Source organism: Psychrobacter sp. AOP7-B1-25 (assembly GCF_052376195.1).
Lineage (GTDB): Bacteria > Pseudomonadota > Gammaproteobacteria > Pseudomonadales > Moraxellaceae > Psychrobacter.
In genome coordinates this window covers 60,426-84,800 of the sequence record NZ_JBQSVK010000008.1, presented here as the reverse complement: position 1 = coordinate 84,800, position 24,375 = coordinate 60,426, and the positions used below count along the sequence as shown (strand labels likewise).

Here is a 24,375-nt window from a genome sequence, read left to right as displayed (position 1 = left end):
ATTTATGAACATTCTATTTTAATTAACTCTTTGCAGCACCTAACACACTCTCTAAGCTTTCGAGCACATGTTTAGATGAGACATTTTTTTGTAAATCTATCAGCTGCTCGTGTGCCATTTGACGGCGAGGCTCAGCCAATGTATTCCAGCGTGCCAATACTTGTAGTAAGCGCGACGCTAGTACAGGATTGGCATCATCTAATTTCTGAATTACGCCTGTATACATCTCTAGGCCCTCTGCTGTCCAGAGTACCGTCGGTTGTGAGCTAAAGGCACTGATTACTGAACGAACGCGGTTGGGCGTATTCCAATCGAAGTCTGTGTGCGTCAGTAGCGACTTCACCATATCAGGCGTTACATCGTCGGCGGCAGCTTGTACACTGAACCACAAATCGATAACCAGATCATTTGCTTGGAAACGCTCATAGAAGTCCGCTAAGTACTTATCTGCATCTACCAATTGATGATTGACCATTGCTTTCAATGCACCGAAGCGCTCAGTCATACAGCTCGCATTGTCATACTGCTGCTGTGCCCAGTCGGCTGCATCATCTACATTGGCAGTCAACGCCATATCAAGCACGACATTACGTAGCGCGCGAATGCCTCGAGCTTCAGCGCTGTCTTCATAAGACTGCATTGGTAAGTTGTTGTATAGCTCAGCCCATTGGTCTTTTAATTTATCAGCTACTTGCTTATATAGCCCATCGCGTTGCTCTTTAACCAGCACTGGATCGTAGTCTTTAGAAATAGCAGAAGCCAACTCTTGCGCTGATGGAATATCAAGTAGCCGTGCCGCCAGCATGGCATCGTCAGCAGCTAAAACAGGCAACGTCTGCGCCAATGCTTCTAAATATACATCAGGGCTGCTCTTCGTACCTTGTCCTTGCAGCAAAATACGATTGACCAGCATTTGGGTTACTTGCCAGCGGTTAAACCCATTAGTTTCATGCTTGAGCAAAAATGCCAAATCTGCATCTTGGTAGTCGTAATTGAGCTGTACTGGCGCGCTAAAATTACGTAGTAAAGACACGACAGGCTCGCTTGCAACATTTTCAAAGACAAAAGTCTGCGTTGCCTCATTAAGCAATAACATACGCTCAGCAACGATAGCGCCTGAGTTTTTGTCAAATAGTGCCGTTGCTACGGGTATCGGTAATGGTTTTGGCGCATCGAAGCCTTTCACGTGGCGTGTCTGCTGATTCAGAGTAATGGTCAGCGTCTGCGCGGCGCTATCGTAGGTTTGAGATCCTGATACCACTGGCGTACCAGGTTGACGATACCAATCAATGAAATTCTCTATTTTATCATCAGTGATACTAAGTGCTGATAAGAAGTCCTCAACTGTTACCGCTTGTCCATCATAACGACGAAAATATTCATCGGTACCTTTGCGGAAATCATCTGGCCCTAACGTATTGGCAATCATACGCACAATTTCAGCGCCTTTCTCATAGACAGTCGTCGTATAAAAATTATTAATCTCAACAAAGCTCTCTGGACGCACTGGATGTGCTAATGGACCTGCATCTTCGCTGAATTGATGAGCACGTAGAGTCGCTACGTCATCGATACGCTGTACCGCACTTGACTGCTGATCTGCTGAAAATGACTGATCACGATAAACGGTAAAACCTTCTTTCAAGCACAGCTGAAACCAATCACGGCAGGTGATACGGTTACCAGTCCAATTATGAAAATACTCATGAGCGATAATGGCTTTTACACTAAAGCTGCGTGCATCGGTGGTCGTCTCAGGGCTAGATAACACACAAGCGGTGTTAAAAATATTCAGACCTTTATTTTCCATCGCCCCCATATTGAATTGGCTGACCGCTACTATCATATAGCGATCCAAATCATAGGCCCGCCCGTAATTAACCTCATCCCACTTCATAGCATCTTTTAAAGCCTGCATACCGACATCGCATTTATCAATATCAGCAGACTTGGCATACAGCTCAAGCAATACTTCGCGGCCTTCGCTAGTTGTATAAGAATCGGTCAATACATCTAAATCAGCAACCACACAGGCAAATAGATAACTTGGCTTATTGGTTGGATCATGCCAGATGGCGTAATGCCGGTCGGGCGCATCGGTTACTTCACCCGCTTCAACTAAGTTACCATTGGCCAATAACGTCGGATAACGCTTATCTGCCTCAAGTCGCGTGGTAAATATCGCTAGCACATCAGGGCGGTCTGGATAAAAAGTTATCTTACGAAAACCCTCTGGCTCGCACTGAGTCACAAACATCGTGTCGTCACCACTACCAGCCATATATAAACCTTCAAGCGCTGTATTGGTCTGTGGGCAGATACGTACTTGAATGTCTAGAGTAGCTCGCTCAGGAGCGTTATAAATCGTTAACTTGCCTGCTTCCTGCTGATAATCCTCAGTGGTCAACGCCTTACCGTTCATCGTAATCGTTAGCAGCTCTAATGACTCACCAAATAAAACAATGTCCCCTGCTGTTTGGCGTACCATCTCAAGCGTACTGTCTACCTGCGCATAGTCTTCAAATAGCTTAATATCTAGATGTACTGTCTCGACATCAAAAATTGGTTTCGTATAGTCTTTTAGATTAATCTTGCTTGGTGCATGAGGCGGCACATCTGGCATTTCAGGATTGATGATTTGTGCATCGGTTTCAGCAGTAGACATATGGTGTCCTATTATTATTGGAAATTTGGTTATAAATTATTTGTACTGGCGATGAAGTGTCATTTCACTATTTTGTAAGATTTTAGCGTAAATAAAGGCTTTATCTGCATGCTAATTACATAAACTCGCTATATAGATAAAGCTTTTTAGCTAATCCTAAGCTGACTTCTATTACTAAATTGACTTTATCGTTGGGCTTGCTTATAGCTAGATTGACCTAAATCGCTAAATTTCAAGTATGCCGATTAAGATATCGTCGGTTCAAGATGATTTAAATATGAAACGTACGTTATCCATTGGATAATGTCATTTAAAATGATTTAATAGTCGTACTGATTACCAATCAATTAATTAACGGCCTATTATATGACAAAAAATACGGTGAAACGCGCAGACATTACCCTACCTTTACTTGTAGAGTATGTTGATGCACTACTACCTTCGTTGATCACTCAGACAAACTTGACACCTGACCAGAGCAAAAATAAGAATGATACATTGTGGGTAACACATAACGATGCAGGTTTGTTAGAACTACAAGCACAACTTGATAAGATTACATCTACTAATAAGAATACTGAGACGAGTTTGAATGCAAGCCATTTATCAACGTTATCAGAGCTTGTTAAACAAAATACGCTCGACCGTTATGAGCTTGCTTGCTTTTGGTTACCAACTTTTTCAGAAGAGCTGACTCAACATTATCTGCCGTTACTGATGCGCTATCGTGACCTGTATGCAGCACATTTGCTGATTGCCCTAGACAGCTCGATAGACTTAAAGCCTTACGGCTTTACACCATTTGACATTTTAAATGAGCCATCTCTAAATGTAGATGATATTCAATCTATTACTTCATCAACCACCACTGCGACGCTCTGGCAATTTAATTTGTATGACTATAAACAATTACCAAATTGGCTCAATGCTGATTACTGGGCCAACCCTGAAAACTGGGGTAAACACCGCTGGTAAGATACTCTATTTTATCTCTCTAAACTTACAGTAAAAATACTTACATAAATTAACATTTAGTATATTATAGATAGAGATTGCATAAGGTTTATCGGAAGCAGTTTAAAAAAACAAATTTAATTAAAATTTCAGGAGCTCGTCATGTCAATCAGTTTTTCTAAGATCGCTGTTCTTGCTATGCTATCAAGCGCTGTTGCCTTCACCACTGGTTGTGCTACCAAGCGTACTACCTCAGAAGTGGTGGTTGCTCCGCTAGGTATCCCAGGTGGACAAGTTGGCTATAATGGTGCAGTTATCGTTGATAACTCAAACGCTGTCATCACTGGCGCTGAGAATATCCAAGCAGTGGTCTACTTTGCCTTCGATAGCAGCGAAATCACTGCTCAATCAGCGAGCGTCCTTAACCAACACGTGAACTTGCTAAAATCAAATCCAACAGCTGGGGTTGTTGTTGCAGGTCATACTGATGAGCGTGGTAGCCGTGAGTATAACATGGCACTAGGTGAGCGACGCGCACAAGCTGCACGTAACTACCTTGCGGCTCAAGGTGTTGCTGCAAACAATATCCGTGTCATTAGCTATGGTGAAGAGCGCCCTGCAGCAGCTGGTAACACTGAAGACGTGTATGCACAAAACCGTCGTGCTGAGCTGTCTTACTAAATTGTGATTTAACGTTATTTATAGCGCTCGGTAGTTTAACAAAAGCCCAGTAATGATATATTGCTGGGCTTTCGATATTTTTAGTAGGTTAATTAGATATAAATTATTTAAATATAGCTATTGTATGACTATCTATGTATCAAATACATAGATTTCAAACTTACACATTCTTATATATTCAATTCTATAATAATCGTTTTCGATGGCTAGTAATATATGCTAACTTCCAACCTTACCGAGATAAAATATACCCAACTCGATACCACGACATGGTGTGCGACAGCTCAAGTGAGCGAGCTGATAAGTCATTTAGTGACTAGAAGTTTATGGAGTAAGTCCTTATGGTTATTGCCATGTAATACGCCGTATACAGACATCATAAAGTTCAGTAACCTAAATTGGCACTACCATATGGCAAAAACAGTAACATCACGGTCGGTGCCTGCACTAGCGCGCAGGCAACGTCAGCAGCAGCGGCAGGGCGTTAGGCAACTATTAAAAGAGCTGCTTAAAAAGTTAGAAATCAATGATACCTTAGATGAGTCAAGCTTTCCCTATCGGCTCGTTAATAGTCAGCATTATGTATGCTTTAGCCATACAGGAGCTGGCATCTCAAAGCAAAGCACAGAATTAAATCAGATAAGTTTTACGCGTTTAAACAGCAAAATAGCTGTCGTTATTAGTCGTCAGCGTCCTGTTGGTATCGATATAGAGAGCAATAATATTGCGTGGCATGTAGTCAATCGTTTCTACTCAGAGAGCGAGCTGGCCGTATTACAGGAGCTACCTATAAATCAATGTGAACGCACTGCCAAACTGTTATGGCAAATAAAAGAAAGTTTTATCAAAGTGAACCAATATACCCTAGCTCAAGGCTTGGGTATGGATTACTCTTACCTGATCCCTAGCTTAATTGAAAATAACAAAGAAATTAACTCTCCTTCTATACTCAGTGCTATTGAGGATACGAATTGCCAATCTACCTACCGCATTACCGCGTTACAATCTCAGCAAACTGTTGTCGTTTTTTAAGCAAAATTTTCTGAATAAAGTTTAGTCCTAGTTTTTATAATACCTTTCAATACTTTATTTTAAGCATAAAAAAACGACCCTAAATAGGATCGTTTTTTGTTTTCTACTAATGACAGCATTTAAACTGTGATTAGATTAGAAACGGTAAGTTGCACCGACTTTAACGATTGGTAACCACTCTAACCAATCTTTATCTTCTAGCTCTTGCTCAGCAAGTTTAGCAACTTGACCAGCGTTTAGACCAGAAGGTACATCAGAAACACCATTAGAAATACTTACAAGGTTATCTGGGTCAGTTGCATTTACTGTAGCATCTGTTTTGCCCATATAAGCAGCACCAATCTCACCAAACACACCGAAGTTATTAGTGATGTTAGGACGGAAGCCGATAGTAGCATAAGGAGCTAGTTTGTTACGATGCTCCATAGTACCTTGTAGAGTACCTACTTCATCTGCATTGTATGAGACGTCATTAATTTTGTAAGTACCGCCTTCAGAATTAGCAGTTACATCAAAATCGTTATCAGGAACGATGATACCAGCGCCAACTGTGAACCAGTTGCTAGCAGGGCGTAATTGCACACCTAGGTACGGGTTGCTGAAGTCAGCATCTACATCATAGTTTACGTCGTCTGCATCAAAGTCACCGCCGAAAAGGTCAGCAACATCGCCACCTGCCCAACCAGCTTGCAGTTCAGTGTTCTCATTCATTGACCAACCAATGTTAGCACCATAACCTAAAGTACCAACTTCAGCACTAACTGATGCTGGGTTGATAGCAGTTTGGAACAAAGTCTTAGTACCACCAAGTACCGCACCAGTAGTATTGCGAACAGCGCCTGCAGTTTTACCAACAACACCAGTGTTAGTAGTGTTTGCTTCAGTTTCTGCTTCATATGCTACAGCTACTGGCTCAGCTTCATATGCAACTGCAGCGTTGTTATCAACAACGACAACTGGCTCAGCCGCCATTGCAGCAGTCGAACCTAGAACAGCAGCAGAGATAGCTGTCAATTTAACTAATTTCATAATTGTTCTCCTAAAGTGTAAAATAAACCCGCCCATAGAAAACGATGATTGTGCTTTTTTAAACCATCATTTTGTTGAGGTGATTAAAACAATTCTGACTTAAAAAGTCACCCCTACTGTTGCTGTTTTTATTTGCCGTTATGTAAAGATTGCATAGGTACTGTAATAATTGCTACACCAATCTGCAAAAATTCGCCTTTATGTTACATAACGTCCTTAAAGTAACCAAACAGCATGAACATGATAGTTAGCCTGCTTAATGTTTATGTAAAGGTATTGCAAAATATGTCCATATAATTATTTAAAGCGCTTTGTGATTCAATGACAGTTATATGGATTATTCTTACAGAATATTGTGCCTTGTGAGTTGACGTTTCTATTGTTACTTATATAAAAAATGCACACTAGCAAATAAAACGATATAAATTGTCTCAGATGACGAGACTAACGCTTGCCTCAAGCCAATATTATGCTAAATTAGTTGTCATAATAGATTTGTTATAGAACGTCAGTGTTATCACTGTTTGTCTAATTTATGAAAAAGCTGTGATGCTGTCTGCTTTATTTCTTTACTCCAACTGAGCCATATATAATATGCCTAAAGTATCGTCGATTACCCGTGTATTAGAAATCATAGAGGCAGTGTCCTATGCCTCAAAACCGCTTTCCCCACTGGAGCTCTCACAAGAGTTAGATATCCCTAAACCAACCATCCATAGATTGATTCAAAACTTGGTTGATGATGGTTTTTTGACGGTTGAAATTGGTGGTGGCATTATTCCTGGTAAACGCGTACGCAATTTGAGCGTTGAGCTATGGCAACAACGATTATTTTTCAACGAGCGGCAGATGATTTTGCAGAAACTGGTTGACGAACTAAAGGAAACTTGCGGTATTGGTATTCCCTATCATATGGATATGATTTATACCAACCGTGCTCAGACTACCTTACCACTACAGATTTATCTTCCTGTCGGTGCAAAGTCGCCCATGTGGTGTACAGCAACTGGTAAGCTCTATTTGAGCCAATTATCTACGACTAGCCGTATGAAAATACTACAAGGGTTACCACTAGATAAGTTTACCAAAAATACTATCACCGATATCGATGCATTAAATGCCGAGCTTGATCGTATTGCTGATACTGGTATCGGCATTGACAATGAAGAGTTTATCTCTGAAATGGTCGCAGTGGCTGTGCCTATACTAGACAAAAAATCACGCTATTTGGCTTCTCTCTATCTACATGCACCAACCATACGGGTGTCACTCGACGATCTTCTGACTCATGTACCACGCCTGCAAAAAGCGGCACAAGATATTCAGGCGCTCGTCTACGATCTTCAAAGCTAACCCAGAAAATTGGTCACCAAAAAAGGTCTACACTATGGTTTTAGCGTAGACCTTTTTCTTATTGGTAAATGCATTTCTTTGATTAACGTCACTGCTAGTGACACTGAAAATTCTTAATCTTGCTATAACTAAGAAATATGATAATTAAGGGCGTTATGTTTAAGACAATAGTGAAACGTCATGACGTCCAATAATACTAGAAAAGTCTTTGTCGCCATTCTCTACCATATGTGAGGCATACAACTCTGTTGCTTTAGCACCCATTGGCGTTTCTACTTCAGTATTTTGAGCTGTCTGCATCGCAAGGTTCAGGTCTTTTTGCATGAGCTTGCTCATAAAGCCGCCTTGATAACCATTACTAGAAGGAACGTTTTCCATTACTTGCGGGTAAGGATTATAGACTTCCAAAGTCCAATTACGACCCGAGCTTTGTAGCATGATATCTGATAGCACTTTGGGGTCTAAGCCATTCTTAACTCCTAGATTAATCGCCTCTGCCGTTCCTGCCATCAAAATACCTAACAGCATGTTGTTGCAAATTTTTGCGACTTGTCCTGCTCCATGCTCGCCTGCATGAAAGATATTTTTCCCCATTACTGCTAGTATCGGCTCAGCTTTGGCAAAAGCATCATCGTCGCCACCGACAATAAAGGTTAAGCTACCAGCAATCGCTCCGCCCGTACCACCAGAGACTGGTGCATCTAAAAATTCAATACCAAGCTTACTTGCTGTCTCTGCTACTGTTCTTGCATCAGCTGCCGCAATCGTACTACTGTCAATCACAAGCGTACCTTTTGGCAGTTCTGCCAATAAACCATTAGCACCACTATCGCCTAGATATACAGAATGCACATGCTGACCTGCAGGTAACATGCTAATCACAACTTGAGCGTTGCTTGCAGCATCTTTGGGACTTTCTGCAACGCTAGCCCCTGCTTGTTGCAAACGATTAGTAGCTGCATCAGACAAATCAAAAACAGAGAGTGTATAACCTGCCTTTAATAAGTTTTCTGCCATTGGCGCACCCATGTTACCAAGACCAATGAAGGCGATATTTGGTTTAGTGCTGTCATTATTCATTGTACTTGTACCCTTTGTACCCATCTCATCACTCCTTGATGATTTGTAATGTAGCTATTGCTACCTACTATTTAATAGTCTTTATTAGTGAATCTTGCTTGTACCTTACGTTATAAATGTCTTTTAGACAGTTAGCGAACAATTTGACTGCCTAGTGCCTCACTACCTAACCAATCGCTCAAAGGATGCTCACCTTTTGGATAAGGATCGCCAAAGTGCTGATCGATATACGCCTGCCCTTCTACACTTAAACAATCTGCTAATGAGCGCGACCACTTAGGACTTCTATCTTTATCAATCAATAATGCCCGTACGCCTTCTTTAAAGTCAGGATTGGCTGCACAATGTACTGCGACATTGGTTTCTAAATACAACACCTGTTCAATCGATAGGTCAGCGACTTTTTGATACAGCGCATAGGTTAATGCGGCCGTTACTGGGCAACCATGACGATAGGTCGCAACTGCTCGCTGCGTCCAGCTATCTGCTGCAAAGTCTTGATTTAGCTGTTCGAGTGCTTCGTCGCTTTGTAGCATCCCATCAATATCAGCCATACCGCCACTGTTCATCAGTTTTTGAATAGGCTGCCAGTATGTTGCAAGCTTGCTATCAGGTAGTTCGGCTACTGGTAGCTCAGCCAACGCACGGCTGACAATACTATGCGCACTATTATCATGGCATGTGTTTGAACTATTTGCGTTATCTACCGTGTTCCATTCGCTCTGTTTGAGGCGCTGCATGACGGCATCATAGTCGTGGCTGGCAACGGCATACTCTGCCAAATTAGCCAATAGCGCATCGCTACCATTACACATCGCTCCCGTTAGTCCTAAGAACAAACCTGTCTTGGCAGGTATACGCTGCAAAAACCAACTGCCAGAAGCATCAGGGAACAGTCCAATGGTGACTTCAGGCATGGCAAAACGTGTGCGCTCAGTGACCAGACGATGACTACATCCTGCCATTAGCCCCATACCGCCGCCCATGATAATACCGTCACCCCAAAGTATCAGTGGCTTTGCATAAAAATGCATTTGACGATAGAGACGATATTCATGACTGAAAAACTCAGTAGCATAAGGGTTAGGTATTGGTGCATCAGTAGACATACTGTCGTAGAGCTTACGGATATCGCCGCCTGCACAGAACGCTTTATCCCCTGCGCCTTTTAGTACAAGCGCGACTACTTGATCGTCGGCTTGCCACTGCTCTAGCTGCGCTGAGAGCAATTGACATATATCAACGCTAAGCGCATTAAGCGATTTGGGTGTGTTGAGGGTCATAATCCCAATCAAATGCCCGCAATCTGTCGGCTCGGTATTGAACAATACAGACGCTTCTTGTTTAGTATCGTTTGTCGCTGGCGTAGCTGCTGTCATAAAAGTGACCTACAAAATTAAATAATAAAGATGGCTAAAGCGTTTTAACCGCTGTTTATTTGTTTTGCCAAGTGGGTTTACGCTTTTCTAAAAAAGCTTGTACACCTTCGCGCTGATCCTTGGTATCAAACAACTTCACGAAAGCTTCACGCTCATGTATGAGATTTTGTGCAGGCGGGGTGTCTCTTGCCGCTTGAATAAGTTTCTTAGAATAACTGACAGCGACGGGTGATTGCTTAGCGACTTTTTTTGCTAAGTCCTGAGCGATTTGCAACCCTTCACCTTTTGATGCGATCTCTTCGACCAGACCAATACGCAATGCCGTATCTGCATCGACCCGCTCACCGCACAGTATCATGCGCTTGGCCCAACCTTCCCCTACTAGCATAGGTAGATTTTGCGTGCCACCAGCACATGGCAATAACCCTACACCTGTCTCTGGCAGTGCCATTTGTGCGTGCACTTCTGCGATACGAATATCACATGCAAGTGCACATTCAAGCCCGCCGCCCATCGCATAACCGTTGATGACGGCGATACTCACACCGCGGTAGGCAGATAGCGATTCGAACGCTTCGCCAAATGCAATTGCCATGCTTATAGCACGACCTTTATCGCCGTCTGAGAAGTTGTTTAAATCTGCACCAGCTGAGAAGAACTTTTCACCATCACCGTGTACGATTAAGGCGTAAACATCATCATTGGCATTGAGGTCTGCAATGAGCTGCTTAAGCGCAGACAAACTCTCCATCGTCCACGTATGCGCAGGTGGGTTGCTCAACGTCAGTGTTGCAGTATTGCCATCAATTGATAGCTTTAAATTTGTATAATCTGTCATAAAACATCCTTGTTTCAGTAAGGCGAGATAAATTAGCGTAGCTGATTTAATCCTTCATCCTGCATAACTTGACGTGAAATAATCACTCGCATGATCTCATTGGTGCCTTCCAATATTTGATGCACACGTAAGTCTCGTACATGACGCTCAAGTGGATACTCGTTTAGATAACCATAGCCACCGTGTAGTTGCAGCGCTTCATTGGTAACATCAAAACAAAGATCCGTAGATAAACGTTTTGCCATTGCGCAATAGGTAGACGCTTGTCCATCGTTGTTGTCGACTTTATCAGCTGCTAGATACAGCATTTGGCGCGCGGCGATGGTCTGCGTCAACATGTCAGCAAGTTTAAACTGTACCGATTGCAAACTAGCAATCGGGCTACCAAATTGGCTACGCTCTTGTACATAACTGGTTGCCGTCTCTAACGCAGCCTGTGCCGTACCTACCGCACAAATACCAATATTGATACGGCCACCATCGAGTCCTTTCATCGCAATACGAAAGCCTTGACCTTCCTCATCTATCAGGTTTTCTACTGGAACTTTTACATCTTTGAAACTAATCGTCCGTGTTGGTTGTGCTTTCCAGCCCATTTTGTGCTCGTTTTTGCCATATTCGATACCAGCACTATTAGCATCTACCACGAACGCTGACACGCCTTTTGGACCAGCACCACCAGTACGCGCCATGACTACCAATACATCGGTTGAGCCTGCACCAGAGATAAAGGTTTTTTCACCGTTCAGCACGTAATGCTCATCTTGCTTTTCAGCCTTGGTACGTAAGGAGGCTGCATCAGACCCTGCATTTGGTTCTGTTAGGCAATAGCTGCCAAGCCATTCACCGCTGACCATATTGGGGAGATATTTTTTGCATAGTGTATCGCTGCCATACTCACCAATCATCCATGCGGCCATATTATGAATACTCATATACGCTGCTACAGCCGTATCACCCCAGGCAAGCTCTTCGAATACCATTGCTGAGTCCAGTCTTGGTAGGCCCAAACCATCATATTCTGGATTGGTGTATAGCCCTAAAAAGCCAAGCTCACCAGATTTTTTGATTACATCTACTGGGAAATGTGAGTTGCGATCCCATTCAGCTGCGTTTGGCTTTAGCTCTTTTTGTGCAAACTGACGAGCCGTTTGGCGAAAAGCGACTTGGTCATCGGTCAATGAAAAATCCATAGAGTCATCCTTGTTCTTATAGATCAAATAGAGGGCTTAATCCTCAGATAAGTATTAATCAAAGCGCTAATAAAAATATTGATCAGAGATTTTATAAGGCATTAGCGCGACATGATAGCGGTATAACGATAATAGAACTACGCTCAATAGTACCGCAAGCCACATTATCGTCATACCCAAAACACAAAATATCATACTGAAAACACAATGAGCTGACGATTAAATTGAAATTGTTGTATTGACACTGCGGCTCGCTTCATCGTCAAACCAACGTGCAGTCACTGTCTTTGTCTGAGTGTAAAACTGTACGGCTTGCTTACCATAAGGACCTAGGTCACCAAGTTTACTACCGCGTGAACCTGAGAATGAGAACATTGGTAGCGGCACAGGAATTGGTAGGTTAATACCGATTTGACCGACTTGAATGTCTTGTTGGAATTTGTGTGCGGCTGCCCCTGACTGAGTGAAGATCGCCGTACCATTACCATGTGGATTGGCGTTCAATAATTCAATCGCTTCGTCCAAGCTATTAGCACGCATGATACAGAGTACTGGGCCGAAGATTTCTTGTTGATAAATTTGCATGTCGCTTGTAACGTTATCAAAAATAGTCGGTCCTACAAAGTTGCCCTTCTCATATCCTTCAACGGTAATCCCGCGACCATCAAGAATTAAGCTTGCACCCTCTTCTACCCCAGTTCCAATCAAGTGCTCGACACGAGCTTTTGCGGCAGGCGAAATCAACGGTCCCAAGTCTTTGTCATGTTTGCCAGCTGAGACAACCAAACTTTCTGCTTTTGCTTTAATCTCATCGATCCATTCACCAGCTGCGCCTACTAGTACAACCACCGACAGCGCCATACAGCGTTGACCAGCTGCACCAAATGCTGCACCTGCTAGCTGATTGAGTGTTTGCTCTTTATTGGCATCTGGCAGGATAACGCCGTGGTTTTTGGCACCCATCATGCATTGTGCACGCTTACCTGACTGACTTGCACGCTCATAGACATGTTTACCAACATGAGTAGAACCCACGAAAGAAACAGCTTTGATATCTGGATGGTCACAAATAGCATCGACGGTTGCTTTGCCACCATGTACCACGTTAAGTACACCTTCTGGTACGCCCGCTTCAATCGCAAGCTCGACCAAGCGCATGGTTACCATCGGATCTTGTTCAGAAGGTTTTAGGATGAATGTATTACCCGTAGCAATCGCCATTGGGAACATCCATAGCGGAATCATCGCTGGAAAGTTGAATGGTGTGATACCAGCACAAACACCGAGTGGCTGCCAAATACTATAAGTATCGACACCTGATGCAACGTTTTCTACAAAATCGCCAATTTGTAAATTGGCAATACCAGCGGCATGCTCTACCACTTCTAAACCGCGGAACACATCACCGCGTGCATCAGCAATTGTCTTACCTTGCTCTGCGGTCAAAACTTCTGCCAACTCATCCATGTGATCACGAATCAGAGACTGATACTTCAAAAAGATACGCGCTCGCGTGGTAATTGGCGTCTTGCGCCATGTTTCGAACGCTGTTTGTGCGGCGGCAACTGCTTGGTTGATCTCATCATTGGTGGTTTGTGGCGCTTTAGCGATGACTTCTTGAGTTGCTGGATCGTTGATATCAATCCATTCATCAGTATTTGATTGTACGAACTGACCATTGATGAGCTGTTGAACGTGGTGCATAAGATATCCTTATCTTTTTTGCGAGACTACCGTGTAACGGCACCTAGATATTCATGAAAAAATAAAAGCGATGAGTATTTATCTATAAAACATTGTCAAAAATTAAATTTTAAAATGATTTATTTTGTATCGTTATTGACTATAACAATAAACCATTTTTACGGTCAAGCGCTTTATCAAAATTTTATCTAAGTTTATTTTGGTAGCACATTTTTCTATAAAAATTATCTAAATAACAGAAACAAAAAAGGCCCATGATTGCTCATGAGCTTTTTAGAATTAATCTATCTTTTGGGTGCAATTAATACCATCACTGGTTTATATGGCGCTAATTTTCACCAATCAATAGTCTTTCATTGCTTGCTTGATCGCATCGATAGCGGTTGGATTATCAAGCGTTGACATATCTCCTGTTGGCTGATTTTCTGCTAGAGCACGAATTGAGCGACGTAATATTTTGCCAGAGCGAGTTTTAGGTAGCGCCTGCGGGAAATAGATAGCGGCTGGTCGGGCGATACCGCCCAAAGATTTGACGACAGCGCCTATCACTTGCTGCTCGATACGGAAACGGTTTTCGGTGGTTTCAATTTGTGTCTGGTCTTTTAGGACACAAAATGCAATAGGTAACTCGCCTTTTAGCTCATCTTGAATGCCTACTACAGCACACTCTGCCATCTCTGAATGCATACTGATGGCCTCTTCGATCTCTTGTGTGCCTATTCTATGTCCTGCGACATTAATCACATCATCGGTACGCCCCAAGATATAGAAATAACCCTCTTCATCTGTCACTGCATAGTCCGAGGTTGAGTACTGCTGACCGTCAAACAGACCAAAATAGCTGCTGATAAAACGCTCATCATTGCGCCATACCGTAGTAAGACAACCAGGCGGTAATGGCGCTTTAATGGCGAGCAACCCTTTTTCGCCAGCTTGACAAGGATCGCCCGTTTCCTCATTGATGACATGCGCTTCATAGCCATACATCGGGTAACCAGGTGATCCCTGCTTGTGCGGTTTATGGTCGAATTTTGGTGTATGGCTCAAGATTGGCCACCCAGACTCTGTTTGCCAATAATGATCCAAAATTGGCACGCCTAAATGCTGAGTCAACCAATTGGCTGTTGATTCATCAAGCGGCTCACCTGCTAAAAAGAATGACTTCACACTAGACACATCATAGCGTGTCATCCAGCTTTCGTCTTGTTTTTTAAGCATGCGCACGCCTGTGGGTGCGGTGAATAAGATATTAACTTTATTCGCTTCGACAATACGCCACCAGATACCAGGGTTTGGCGTATGCGGCAAGCCTTCATACATAACACTGGTCATACCTGCTAGTAACGGTGCATAGATTGTATAAGAATGCCCAACAGCCCAGCCAATATCAGATATCGCCCAGAACGTCTCGCCAGCCTTTCCATCATAGACATAGTCCATCGATGTCGTTAATGATACAGCATGACCACCTGTATCACGCTGCACCCCCTTTGGTGTACCAGTAGTACCAGAAGTATAAAGCAGGTAAGATGGCGTGTTTGACTCTAGCCAAACTGGCTCTACGACCGCATTGGCCTCACAGCTCTGACGACGCTCAGCTGCATAATCAACATCCATCGCTTTTGGCTCAAATGGTAATATACCGCGGTTGACCACTAGCACATTCTCTGGCTTGACAGTCGCTTGCTCGACGCCTTGATTGACCAGATTTTTATAATTGACGATTTTACCGCCACGTAGTCCGGCATCTACCGTAATGACCATCTTGGCCTCAGCATCGTCCATACGGATAGCTAAGTTATGTGCAGCAAATCCGCCAAATACAACTGAATGAACGGCACCAATACGAGCACAAGCCAGCATAGCATAAGCCGCTTCTAATATCATCGGCATATAAATAATGACACGGTCACCCTTACCAATACCGTGACGCTGTAGCACATCGGCAAAGTAATTAACTTCTTTATATAAGTCATTATAGGTCAGACGACGCTTAGTATAGTCCGTATAAAACTCAACGTTGTTGCCTAAATCTTTAAACGAATCAACGACCGCTGGAAAGGTTTCTATCAATTCTTGGTTAATCTCTGATGACACCCACACAAAAGCATCTTGCTCTGCGCGGTCTGCTAGATGACGATCGACACAGTTATAACAAAGATTGGTCTCGCCACCGACAAACCATTTGGCAAAAGGCAGATTACTGTCATCTAAAATTTGCTCAGGCTCTTTATGCCAATAGATACGCTTCGCCTGCTCCGTCCAAAACTGCTCTCGATCCGTAATAGACTCATGATAAATATCAGCGAATTGTGGGGTGTCTGTCATTTGGGTAGAAACTGGGGATTGGGAATAGTCGCTCATAGTAGCTGTCCTTAGCATAAACGAGAAATGAGGCAGTAGCACTTTATAGTCAAGGCACTCAATAAGTTATAACGGTATTCACTTCGCACACTGCACTATTTGCGTACAGCTAGCTAATACCAACTCTAAAATGCTTCAACTATAAAAAACCATGTCTTAATAAATACTGGTCATCCTTGCCAGAATTGAAAAACCGATACAATACGTATCGGTTTAAAATGTAGCAGAGCCTATCAGAAAGGTCAACTATTAAGCGTGTAATACGCACTACATTTTAACGTTTTAACGAATACAAATATTTGAAAGTATAGCTGAAACTAAATCTCAGTTTGATTGGCGTACATTTCACGCATAACCTTTTTATCGTGTTTACCAACAGAGGTTTTTGGTAGTTCATCAACAAACTTAAACTGGCTTGGCACCCCATACTTAGGAATGATACCGCGCTCTACTGCTTTTTCTGCAATCGCTTTGATATCATCAGCACTGGTATTTTGAGCATCAGCCTTTAATACAACCAGAGCCAATGGACGCTCACCCCATTGCTTATCACGCACGCCAATCACTGACACATCAGCTACTGACGGATGCAGTGATAAAATGGTTTCAATCTCTAGTGATGAAATCCACTCGCCACCTGATTTGATTACGTCTTTTAAGCGATCGGTGATTTTAATGTAACCATCAGGACGTAGGTAAGCGATATCTTGGGTATGCATATAGCCATTTTCCCACAGCTCCTTGCCAGCGTCGTCGTTTTTAAGATAGCTTTGGGTCAGCCAAGGCGCCCGTAATACCAACTCGCCTGTATTTTCTGGTCCTGTTCCCACTGACTTGTTTCCTTCACCCCATACTTGAGCATCAACCATAAGTACTGGCTTACCCGTCATACAACGACGGGCAATGTCTTCCTCTTCGGTCATTTCAGGCTCATCGAGACTAAAACCTGTCAAGCTAATAAGCGGCGCGGTCTCTGACATACCATAGCCCGTATAGACTTCAATACCTTGTGCCATCGCTGTTTTGGCTAGACCTTCGGTCAGTCTTGAACCACCAATAATCATTTTTAGACCATTGAAACTGACATCGCGATCTTGAGCTTCTTGGAGTACCATTTGCAAAATCGTTGGCACACAATGGGTGATACTGACCTTTTCATTGACAATCAAATCCATCAACGTGTCAGGTGCATAGCGACCCGGATAGACTTGCTTTAGACCCACCATCGTCGCTGTAAATGGGAAGCCCCATGCATGTACATGGAACATTGGCGTCATCGGCATATAGACATCACCATAGCTCACGCCTTGCTTATCAGGCAGCATACCCAAAGTTGCCGCTTCTGCTAGTGTATGGAGAACTAGCTGGCGATGGCTAAAGAAAACCCCTTTTGGATCACCGGTCGTACCAGACGTATAAAAAGTCGTCGCGATGGTGTTTTCATCAAAATCTGGAAAATCAAAGTCGCTATTAGCAGCTTCTAGCAGCGCTTCATACTCGCCTGTAACACGGCTTTGATTACTACCAAAGATACCTTCAGCAGTAACACCGTTGTCATCAAGCCAGATAATATGCTCGATGCTTGAGTTCTCAAACTGATAGTCTTTGACCAATGGTGCAAACTCAGAGTTGAGCATAAGCACTTTAGGCTTTGCATGGTTGATGGTATAGAGAATCTTTTCGGGTGATAGGCGAATATTAACGGTCTGTAAAACGTACTCTGACATTGGTACAGCAAAATAAGACTCGAGATAGCGATGACTGTCCCAGTCCATCACAGCGACCACGTCACCTGCATCAAGCTTTAAGTCTGCCAATACATTGGCCAAGCGGTTGATGCGCTCAAATAGCTCTTTATAAGTCAGGCGCTTTTTGTCCGCATAAACAATCTCTTGATCTTGCGATACCGTTTTGGCACGGCTTAATAACTGCTTGACCAATAATGGGTAATCGTAGGCAGATGGTGCACTGTGATAAATGTTTGACATAGATTTGACTTCCTTGTTTGTCGTACTTATAAGGGATAAATGACAATAATCAAGTTAAGAGCAGTATAAAGCCTACTGCGCTCACTATTCTAATTTTTATAATGCGATAGGGTCTGTTGAACATTTAAATGTGGTGCTGGCAGTCACTATTTTTTAGACAAGGTGCAATGAAATTTTTGACGCATAGTCGTTCTAGGTGAAACAATTTTCGCCATACATCGGCGAAAAATAGTACTACCCTAAAAGGCTGATGCTAAAATCACCCCAAACGTTGTTGTAAGCCTAGCTAAGGTCTCGACATTATCGTCGGCTTGCGCCTAGTTTGATGCAATTTTAGCAATCAGCAGCCCTAATATTTGAATGTTCAACAGACCCTAACATCCTTATTGATAGTAAGAAAAAAGCGGCGCTGTGTAAAGCGGTCTTACAGTAAGTATTATAAGACAGTCAATCACTTCGCATGTACTGTTGTTTTAACCATACCAAAAAACGCCACTAATAACGCCAGTACCTGTACAAGTGCTAAGAATCCTACTGTCAATTTCCACTGCCCTCGCGCATAAGCCATGCCGCACAGCCACGCCCCTAGCGTACCACCTGTATAGTAGCCCATATAATATAAACCTGATGCCAATGAGCGTCCTTTTTTTACATTGACTGCGATATAACTGATGGTCGCTGATTGGGTAACAAACACACCTGAGGACATAATTGCCAGTCCTATTACCACCCCCCACAAAGGCGTGACCAAGGTCAATAACAAGCCTATCATCGACACCACAATGGCGACACGGACCGTACGCGCCGAGCCAAACCGACGTAGCAATGTGCTAGACAATGGTGTGATAACAACGCCCAATAAATACACTGCGAAGATATTAGCAAGTGCCCCAGTTGTTAGCTTATATGGCTCATCTGCCAGATGTAAATTGATAAAAGTAAAACAACCTACCAGTGAAAACAGCACGCAAGCACCAAGCAGACAAGACGTAACGACATAGCGATTGGTTAGATGCTCGCCTAGCGTCTGTATCGCTGAGCGAAAATTAGGATTGGCCACAAAATGACGAGACGATGGTAGCATCTTGCCGACCCATATCGCACCTAGCAAGGTCATCACCGTCATGACGTAGTAGCCATCACGCCAGCCTATCAGCTCATGTAAATGCCCCAGCAAAAACCGCCCCATAAAGCCACCAAACACGCAGCCTGACACATAAAAGGACATCAGCTCAGTTACTGCCCGCCCCTCAAACTCCTCACCGATATAGGCAATTGTCACCACTGTAATACCCGGTACAGACAATCCTTGCATAAATCGCCACAACCCGACCCAGCCAATACTAGAGCTCTGAGCAATGAGTGCTGTTGGTATCGCTAAAAATAATAGAGCGCCAACGATAAAGGGCTTGCGCCCGACTGCATCTGAGAGCATACCCAGAAAGGGTGACATAATCGCAATTGCTAACACAGTGGCACCAACAATCATGCCGGCTTGTACTTCAGTCGCAGCGAAGTCCACCATCATGACTGGCAATACCGCCTGAATAGAATACACTTGCAAAAAAGCAAACATACCTATCAGACCGATTGTAAGCTTCAATATCCACGACGTTGAATGATTGGAGGGAACAGGTGGCACAGCTGCTATATCTTGGATTTGATCTTTAGAATGATTCACAGGGGATCTGACTATATTGGTTATACCATGACTGTAAATATTAACTGTCACTGGCGTGGATGATAGAGAGGTATAACGTATATTTGTGCTCAATATATGAGGTGAAAGCACGGTTATTAAACGATAAATGCTCATCATAACGACAAGAAAATCATGTTAGCACATTCGCCAATATACTCAGGTTTAAAAGTGTTATTACCGTTTGATAAATGCTTTGTTGAGGCTAGATCTTATTGTAGAAAAACTTGACTAGAAATCACACTTCGACTTGAGACGGTGAAGACAGCTTTCGACTCGCAAGGTCAATATCAATGTTACGTTTATCGCATATACAAGATAGTATGGTTAAATACTATTTACGTACCTACTAAGCACGTAACTGCTTTAACGATTAATAACAAGGACTACCTACGTCCAGCCTTTCCAGCTTAGAGACATGCACGACTACACGATCTTTTAGAATAAAATTTACTATGATGAAAAATATGGTGTTTTTAAAACTTATTATCGCGATATGTACATTGATTTTCTCTACGATAGCTGTGGCTGAAGTCACTGTGTCCGAAACTAGTATTAAAAGTCTCAGTCCAGTCGTACCGATATTTAGTTCTACGAAACCATTAGCCGCAGTAGACTGTATAAAAGATGACACCATCACCGATAGTGGGCTCACAAGAACGCGTGATAATGGGCCATTTTCTGTGAGTACCAAACACGTGAGTCGCCAATCAGCCAATGGCTTTGGTGGCGGTACCATACACTACCCAACGGATGCTGGTAACTGTGGTCTGCTAGGTGTTATCGCTGTGGTGCCAGGTTACGTGTCTTATGAATCTTCTATTAAATGGTGGGGACCGCGTTTGGCCTCTTGGGGATTTATCGTTATTACCATTAATACCAGCTCCATTTACGACAATCCAGATAGCCGTGCTGAACAATTGAGCGCCGCTCTCGATCATCTCATCGATGATGACACAGTAAGTCACATGATCGATCCAAATCGTTTGGGTGCTATTGGCTGGTCAATGGGTGGCGGCGGTGCGCTACGACTGGCAACTAAGCGCAGTACGGTGCAAGCTATCATTGCACAAACGCCCTATCATGATAAAAACTATGGTGCGATGAATACGCCTGCTCTATTCATTGCTTGTGAAAATGACCGTATCGCCCCCAATAAAAAACATACCAACACCTTTTATCAAAAAGCCGACGGTCCAAAAATGAAGGTCGAGATTAACAACGGTAGTCATTTCTGCGCCAGCCATCGTTTTAACGAGAAACTATTGAGCAAGCCTGCCATCGCATGGATGCAGCGTTATATTAACGATGATACCCGTTTCGATAAATTTGTATGTGGCAATGAGAATTATAAAGATGACTCTCGTATCTCAGCCTATGATTACGAAGGTTGTTTATAAGCTGGTTTTGACCTACTTACAAAAGGAAAGACTGATAGTCTTCACTGTTAATAATGACATTTGAATAACAACTCTTTTTTGTTTTTACACATTTACATTGCTTCTATCTTTTTTCTTACAGACTTTACTGCCATAAAAATCAATAATAATAGAGCGTTATATACGAATAATTAAAATAATTGAATAAACCATTAAGGAGCAATATTTATGACTGATCATATTCATGATTTAGGTGCAGGATTTTGGAATATACGCGGATCATTCCGTATCGGTGGTGTGCTAAATATCGGTACTCAATGCTCGCTGGTCAAGCTACCGTCAGGAAAATTTATCTTTTTGGACAGTTACGCCCTAACAGGTGATGTTCGAGATGAGGTGATGGCACTGACCAACAATGGTCAAGATGTCGAAGCTGTCCTTAACATACATCCGTTTCATACAGTCAGCTGTGCTCAAATGGCCAAAGACTTTCCGCAAGCCACATTCTATGGCAGTAGCCGTCATCATAAAAAAGTACCAGAAATCAATTGGGCAGACGACTTGGTAGAGAGCGATGCAGTCGCTGCACGCTATCCTGAACTTAAGTTTTCAATGTCGGAAGGTGTCTATTATATTTCACCCAATGAGATGATTCATGCAGGTTCTTTGTTGGCCTATCATCCTGCCAGTCAAAGCTTGCACGTAGATGATACTTTCATGAGTCCACCAACGAAGTTACTAGAATCTGTACTACCTGAGCTGATATTGCACCCTACGACCAAAAAAGCATTGAAAAATGAACCAGACGCTGGCGCGAAATATTGCGACTGGGCGACCAATCTGGCCCATGAATGGCGTGACGTTCGCAATTTCTGTGCTGCCCATTCTTATCTTGTGCAATTCGAAGAAGGCGGGTTTGAAAAAGCATTGTTAAAAGCTGTTAAGAAAGCACGTCCAAAACTAGAAAACGCCTAGTTTTTCGCATCTTAGACACGTATTTTTGATAAACATAAAAATGGGTCGCTATTACTATGTCTCTAATATAGCGACCCATTTTTTCGGCTAATGAATCTATAAAGCACATGATTATCTGAGCAGCAAAGTAGCCAACTCATCTTCATTATTAATAATATCGGCCAATGTATAACGCTCAAGCACAGTAATAAATGCGGTGAGTGCTTCAAAAAACACGCTCTTTAGCTGACAGGCTGGACTAACCACACAGCCTAGTGATTTATTCTTTTCTTCCTCAATGAACGTCACTGGCAAATCCGTCTGATGAGCGCCCTGCTCACTGTCTTTGTGAGACGCTGGTACGGCAAAGCACTCTACCAGATTAAAATCAGGCTCTATTTGCTTGATCAATACGCCCAAATTTATATCTTTAGGCGTACGCGCCAATCGTATGCCACCGTTTTTGCCGCGCACACTTTCTATATAACCGAGTTGGCCCAGCTGATGAATAATCTTGGTCAAATGGCTTTTGGAGATACTATAGCTATCAGCAATATCGCTAATATTAGCCAGCAGTGATGGATCTGGTCTCACAGCTAAATAAATCAATGAACGTAGCGCGTAGTCACTATAATTGGTCAGTCGCATGTACTTGCGCTCCTATTTTTATAAAATTTATGTATTAAGCCAAACAAAGCAAGTCACGTTTTTGGTAATGGTATTTGAAAATAATATCGTTAGGACGTTTTAACCAAATAATCCATCTGGCCGAGGACGTGCCAGCATGGGCAGATAACTGATGCAAAATAGCACAAAACATGCAATCCAAGCACTTTGCGCAATCATAATCCATATTAGGTAATGACCCATGTCTACTAACGGCAGCAGGACACGGCTGACAAATACTAAGACCATCAAACCGTACATAGCGCTTACCGTTTTTGGCGGTTGATGAATACTGCGGCCCGTATGTCCCAAAGATACTCTAGTCATCATTGCTAAGGTCATCATACCAACACCAGCGATCGCCAGTCCATGCATAGCGATGCTGTGCGGATAACCAAGCCAAGGCTGTAATGCATACAATAAGAAGCTCAAGCACATGCCTAAAAACGCAATATACAACGACCAAAGTAATGGCTTTTGCCAGATACCGTGATGATACCACCCTATTAGACGTATGATATTAATCACTGCCACACCGAGCGCAGTAACCGTCAGCAGATATTTATTTGGATAAAATACATCAACAATAAAGAAGGCCAAGAAAAACGCTAAGCTTGCGATATCTTGTACTTTACTATTACGTAACTTAATAGGTTCTGACGTTTCTGTACCCATACCGAGACCACGTTCAATAAAGAATGGTACCACGCGTCGACCAATCGTCAGTACCAAGCCAATGATTAAATAGAATCCCAGATAAATGCCTATCTTGGTTGTGTTCATATCAGCATTGATAATACTCCAATAGCAGAGTCCATTGCCAAAAGTCAGCAGTGCCAGTTTTGCCAAGATACCCATTTGCTTATACTGCTTAACTTGCCATACCGCGCGACATATCACATATGCCATCGAGACGACAAACGCTATATCAAAAATAGCCGCTATATATAGCCACGATATACTATCACCTGTCAGCGTTATACCAAGCCCAAAGCACAACCAGCTTAGGCGCGCCAGCAACCAACAGACAAAGATACCTAGCAGTTTACAACCGTGCGGCATCATTACCCCTGTCCATGTCTTGACCGCGGTCAGTAAAAACCCTGCAACCACTGCCAAGGCGTAACCATACACCATCTCATGGCCGTGCCAGTATAACGGGTTCAAAACCTGTGCATCGATATCCGTGTGACCAGTGAACACAAACGCCCATAGCAACATCGTTACGGCAGCGAATAGCGCCGCAGCACTAAAAAATATGCGAAAGCTTAAATTGAGGATAGGATGCGGAGAGCTTGGTGGTTTGCTAGGTAATTTGATAGATTGCATAGCCGTCTTCTTAGAAGAGTATAGATGCTTTAATTATAACATTCATATTATATGAATGTTATAAATTTGCAGTACAGCTACCAAAATA

At 42.9% G+C, this 24,375-nt stretch carries 18 protein-coding genes; 6 read left to right on the top strand and 12 right to left on the bottom strand.

The window, feature by feature from the left end:
• Positions 1-22: 22 nt before the first annotated feature.
• Positions 23-2,623: an aminopeptidase N gene (gene pepN, locus ACT3QR_RS08430; protein WP_444520954.1), complete on the bottom strand. Its 2,601-nt coding sequence runs from the start codon at positions 2,621-2,623 to the stop codon at positions 23-25.
• Between the two features lie 408 nt (positions 2,624-3,031).
• Here pepN and ACT3QR_RS08425 point away from each other — a divergent pair, with 408 nt between their 5' ends.
• The 3 genes from ACT3QR_RS08425 to ACT3QR_RS08415 all read left to right on the top strand — a co-directional run bounded on the left by ACT3QR_RS08425 (position 3,032) and on the right by ACT3QR_RS08415 (position 5,332).
• Positions 3,032-3,640, top strand: coding sequence for a DUF6231 family protein (locus tag ACT3QR_RS08425; RefSeq protein WP_444520900.1), 609 nt, complete (start codon positions 3,032-3,034; stop codon positions 3,638-3,640).
• Positions 3,641-3,781: 141 nt separating this feature from the next.
• Positions 3,782-4,300, top strand: coding sequence for a peptidoglycan-associated lipoprotein Pal (gene pal, locus ACT3QR_RS08420; RefSeq protein ID WP_444520899.1), 519 nt, complete (start codon positions 3,782-3,784; stop codon positions 4,298-4,300).
• Positions 4,301-4,711: 411 nt separating this feature from the next.
• Positions 4,712-5,332 carry a 4'-phosphopantetheinyl transferase family protein gene (locus ACT3QR_RS08415; protein WP_444520898.1) on the top strand — a complete coding sequence of 207 codons (621 nt, stop codon included), beginning with the start codon at positions 4,712-4,714 and terminating at the stop codon, positions 5,330-5,332.
• 135 nt (positions 5,333-5,467) lie between these two features.
• Here ACT3QR_RS08415 and ACT3QR_RS08410 read toward each other — a convergent pair whose 3' ends face one another.
• Complete coding sequence (locus ACT3QR_RS08410; RefSeq protein ID WP_444520897.1) at positions 5,468-6,361, bottom strand: hypothetical protein; 894 nt, start codon at positions 6,359-6,361, stop codon at positions 5,468-5,470.
• A 594-nt stretch (positions 6,362-6,955) separates the two neighbouring features.
• Here ACT3QR_RS08410 and ACT3QR_RS08405 point away from each other — a divergent pair.
• Positions 6,956-7,714, top strand: a complete 759-nt coding sequence (locus ACT3QR_RS08405) for an IclR family transcriptional regulator (protein ID WP_444520896.1) — start codon at positions 6,956-6,958, stop codon at positions 7,712-7,714.
• Positions 7,715-7,873: 159 nt separating this feature from the next.
• On the opposite strand, the gene mmsB is transcribed toward ACT3QR_RS08405, so the two are convergent.
• From mmsB to ACT3QR_RS08365, 8 genes are all read right to left on the bottom strand, one after another.
• Positions 7,874-8,818: a 3-hydroxyisobutyrate dehydrogenase gene (gene mmsB, locus ACT3QR_RS08400; protein ID WP_444520895.1), complete on the bottom strand. Its 945-nt coding sequence runs from the start codon at positions 8,816-8,818 to the stop codon at positions 7,874-7,876.
• 107 nt (positions 8,819-8,925) lie between these two features.
• Positions 8,926-10,173 (bottom strand): enoyl-CoA hydratase/isomerase family protein, encoded by a 1,248-nt coding sequence (locus tag ACT3QR_RS08395; protein ID WP_444520894.1) that lies wholly within the window; start codon positions 10,171-10,173, stop codon positions 8,926-8,928.
• Between the two features lie 55 nt (positions 10,174-10,228).
• Entirely contained in the window at positions 10,229-11,011 is a 783-nt protein-coding gene (locus ACT3QR_RS08390; RefSeq protein WP_444520893.1) for an enoyl-CoA hydratase, read from the bottom strand.
• 32 nt (positions 11,012-11,043) lie between these two features.
• Complete coding sequence (locus ACT3QR_RS08385; protein WP_444520892.1) at positions 11,044-12,204, bottom strand: acyl-CoA dehydrogenase family protein; 1,161 nt, start codon at positions 12,202-12,204, stop codon at positions 11,044-11,046.
• Between the two features lie 219 nt (positions 12,205-12,423).
• Entirely contained in the window at positions 12,424-13,908 is a 1,485-nt protein-coding gene (locus ACT3QR_RS08380) for a CoA-acylating methylmalonate-semialdehyde dehydrogenase (protein WP_444520891.1), read from the bottom strand.
• 342 nt (positions 13,909-14,250) lie between these two features.
• Positions 14,251-16,272 carry a propionate--CoA ligase gene (locus tag ACT3QR_RS08375; protein ID WP_444520890.1) on the bottom strand — a complete coding sequence of 674 codons (2,022 nt, stop codon included), beginning with the start codon at positions 16,270-16,272 and terminating at the stop codon, positions 14,251-14,253.
• Positions 16,273-16,589: 317 nt separating this feature from the next.
• Positions 16,590-18,260, bottom strand: coding sequence for a fatty acid--CoA ligase (locus ACT3QR_RS08370; RefSeq protein ID WP_444520889.1), 1,671 nt, complete (start codon positions 18,258-18,260; stop codon positions 16,590-16,592).
• A gap of 451 nt (positions 18,261-18,711) precedes the next feature.
• Complete coding sequence (locus tag ACT3QR_RS08365) at positions 18,712-19,902, bottom strand: MFS transporter (protein ID WP_444520953.1); 1,191 nt, start codon at positions 19,900-19,902, stop codon at positions 18,712-18,714.
• A gap of 512 nt (positions 19,903-20,414) precedes the next feature.
• On the opposite strand from ACT3QR_RS08365, the gene ACT3QR_RS08360 reads away from it, so the two are divergent.
• Both ACT3QR_RS08360 and ACT3QR_RS08355 read left to right on the top strand, forming a co-directional pair.
• Positions 20,415-21,359: a dienelactone hydrolase family protein gene (locus ACT3QR_RS08360; RefSeq protein ID WP_444520888.1), complete on the top strand. Its 945-nt coding sequence runs from the start codon at positions 20,415-20,417 to the stop codon at positions 21,357-21,359.
• A gap of 207 nt (positions 21,360-21,566) precedes the next feature.
• Entirely contained in the window at positions 21,567-22,313 is a 747-nt protein-coding gene (locus tag ACT3QR_RS08355) for a hypothetical protein (protein WP_444520887.1), read from the top strand.
• Positions 22,314-22,424: 111 nt separating this feature from the next.
• Here ACT3QR_RS08355 and ACT3QR_RS08350 read toward each other — a convergent pair whose 3' ends face one another.
• Both ACT3QR_RS08350 and ACT3QR_RS08345 read right to left on the bottom strand, forming a co-directional pair.
• Entirely contained in the window at positions 22,425-22,940 is a 516-nt protein-coding gene (locus tag ACT3QR_RS08350) for an Rrf2 family transcriptional regulator (protein WP_444520886.1), read from the bottom strand.
• 99 nt (positions 22,941-23,039) lie between these two features.
• A complete protein-coding gene (locus ACT3QR_RS08345; protein ID WP_444520885.1) occupies positions 23,040-24,287 on the bottom strand; it encodes an NnrS family protein in 1,248 nt (415 codons plus the stop codon).
• Positions 24,288-24,375: the final 88 nt, after the last annotated feature.

What these genes read in the sequence shown, in the direction of transcription:
- pepN (WP_444520954.1), bottom strand. Translation starts at nt 2,623, where the DNA reads ATGCCAGATGTGCCGCCTCATGCACCAAGCAAGATTAATCTAAAAGAC.
- ACT3QR_RS08425 (WP_444520900.1), top strand. Translation starts at nt 3,032, where the DNA reads ATGACAAAAAATACGGTGAAACGCGCAGACATTACCCTACCTTTACTT.
- pal (WP_444520899.1), top strand. Translation starts at nt 3,782, where the DNA reads ATGTCAATCAGTTTTTCTAAGATCGCTGTTCTTGCTATGCTATCAAGC.
- ACT3QR_RS08415 (WP_444520898.1), top strand. Translation starts at nt 4,712, where the DNA reads ATGGCAAAAACAGTAACATCACGGTCGGTGCCTGCACTAGCGCGCAGG.
- ACT3QR_RS08410 (WP_444520897.1), bottom strand. Translation starts at nt 6,361, where the DNA reads ATGAAATTAGTTAAATTGACAGCTATCTCTGCTGCTGTTCTAGGTTCG.
- ACT3QR_RS08405 (WP_444520896.1), top strand. Translation starts at nt 6,956, where the DNA reads ATGCCTAAAGTATCGTCGATTACCCGTGTATTAGAAATCATAGAGGCA.
- mmsB (WP_444520895.1), bottom strand. Translation starts at nt 8,818, where the DNA reads ATGGGTACAAAGGGTACAAGTACAATGAATAATGACAGCACTAAACCA.
- ACT3QR_RS08395 (WP_444520894.1), bottom strand. Translation starts at nt 10,173, where the DNA reads ATGACAGCAGCTACGCCAGCGACAAACGATACTAAACAAGAAGCGTCT.
- ACT3QR_RS08390 (WP_444520893.1), bottom strand. Translation starts at nt 11,011, where the DNA reads ATGACAGATTATACAAATTTAAAGCTATCAATTGATGGCAATACTGCA.
- ACT3QR_RS08385 (WP_444520892.1), bottom strand. Translation starts at nt 12,204, where the DNA reads ATGGATTTTTCATTGACCGATGACCAAGTCGCTTTTCGCCAAACGGCT.
- ACT3QR_RS08380 (WP_444520891.1), bottom strand. Translation starts at nt 13,908, where the DNA reads ATGCACCACGTTCAACAGCTCATCAATGGTCAGTTCGTACAATCAAAT.
- ACT3QR_RS08375 (WP_444520890.1), bottom strand. Translation starts at nt 16,272, where the DNA reads ATGAGCGACTATTCCCAATCCCCAGTTTCTACCCAAATGACAGACACC.
- ACT3QR_RS08370 (WP_444520889.1), bottom strand. Translation starts at nt 18,260, where the DNA reads ATGTCAAACATTTATCACAGTGCACCATCTGCCTACGATTACCCATTA.
- ACT3QR_RS08360 (WP_444520888.1), top strand. Translation starts at nt 20,415, where the DNA reads ATGATGAAAAATATGGTGTTTTTAAAACTTATTATCGCGATATGTACA.
- ACT3QR_RS08355 (WP_444520887.1), top strand. Translation starts at nt 21,567, where the DNA reads ATGACTGATCATATTCATGATTTAGGTGCAGGATTTTGGAATATACGC.
- ACT3QR_RS08350 (WP_444520886.1), bottom strand. Translation starts at nt 22,940, where the DNA reads ATGCGACTGACCAATTATAGTGACTACGCGCTACGTTCATTGATTTAT.
- ACT3QR_RS08345 (WP_444520885.1), bottom strand. Translation starts at nt 24,287, where the DNA reads ATGCAATCTATCAAATTACCTAGCAAACCACCAAGCTCTCCGCATCCT.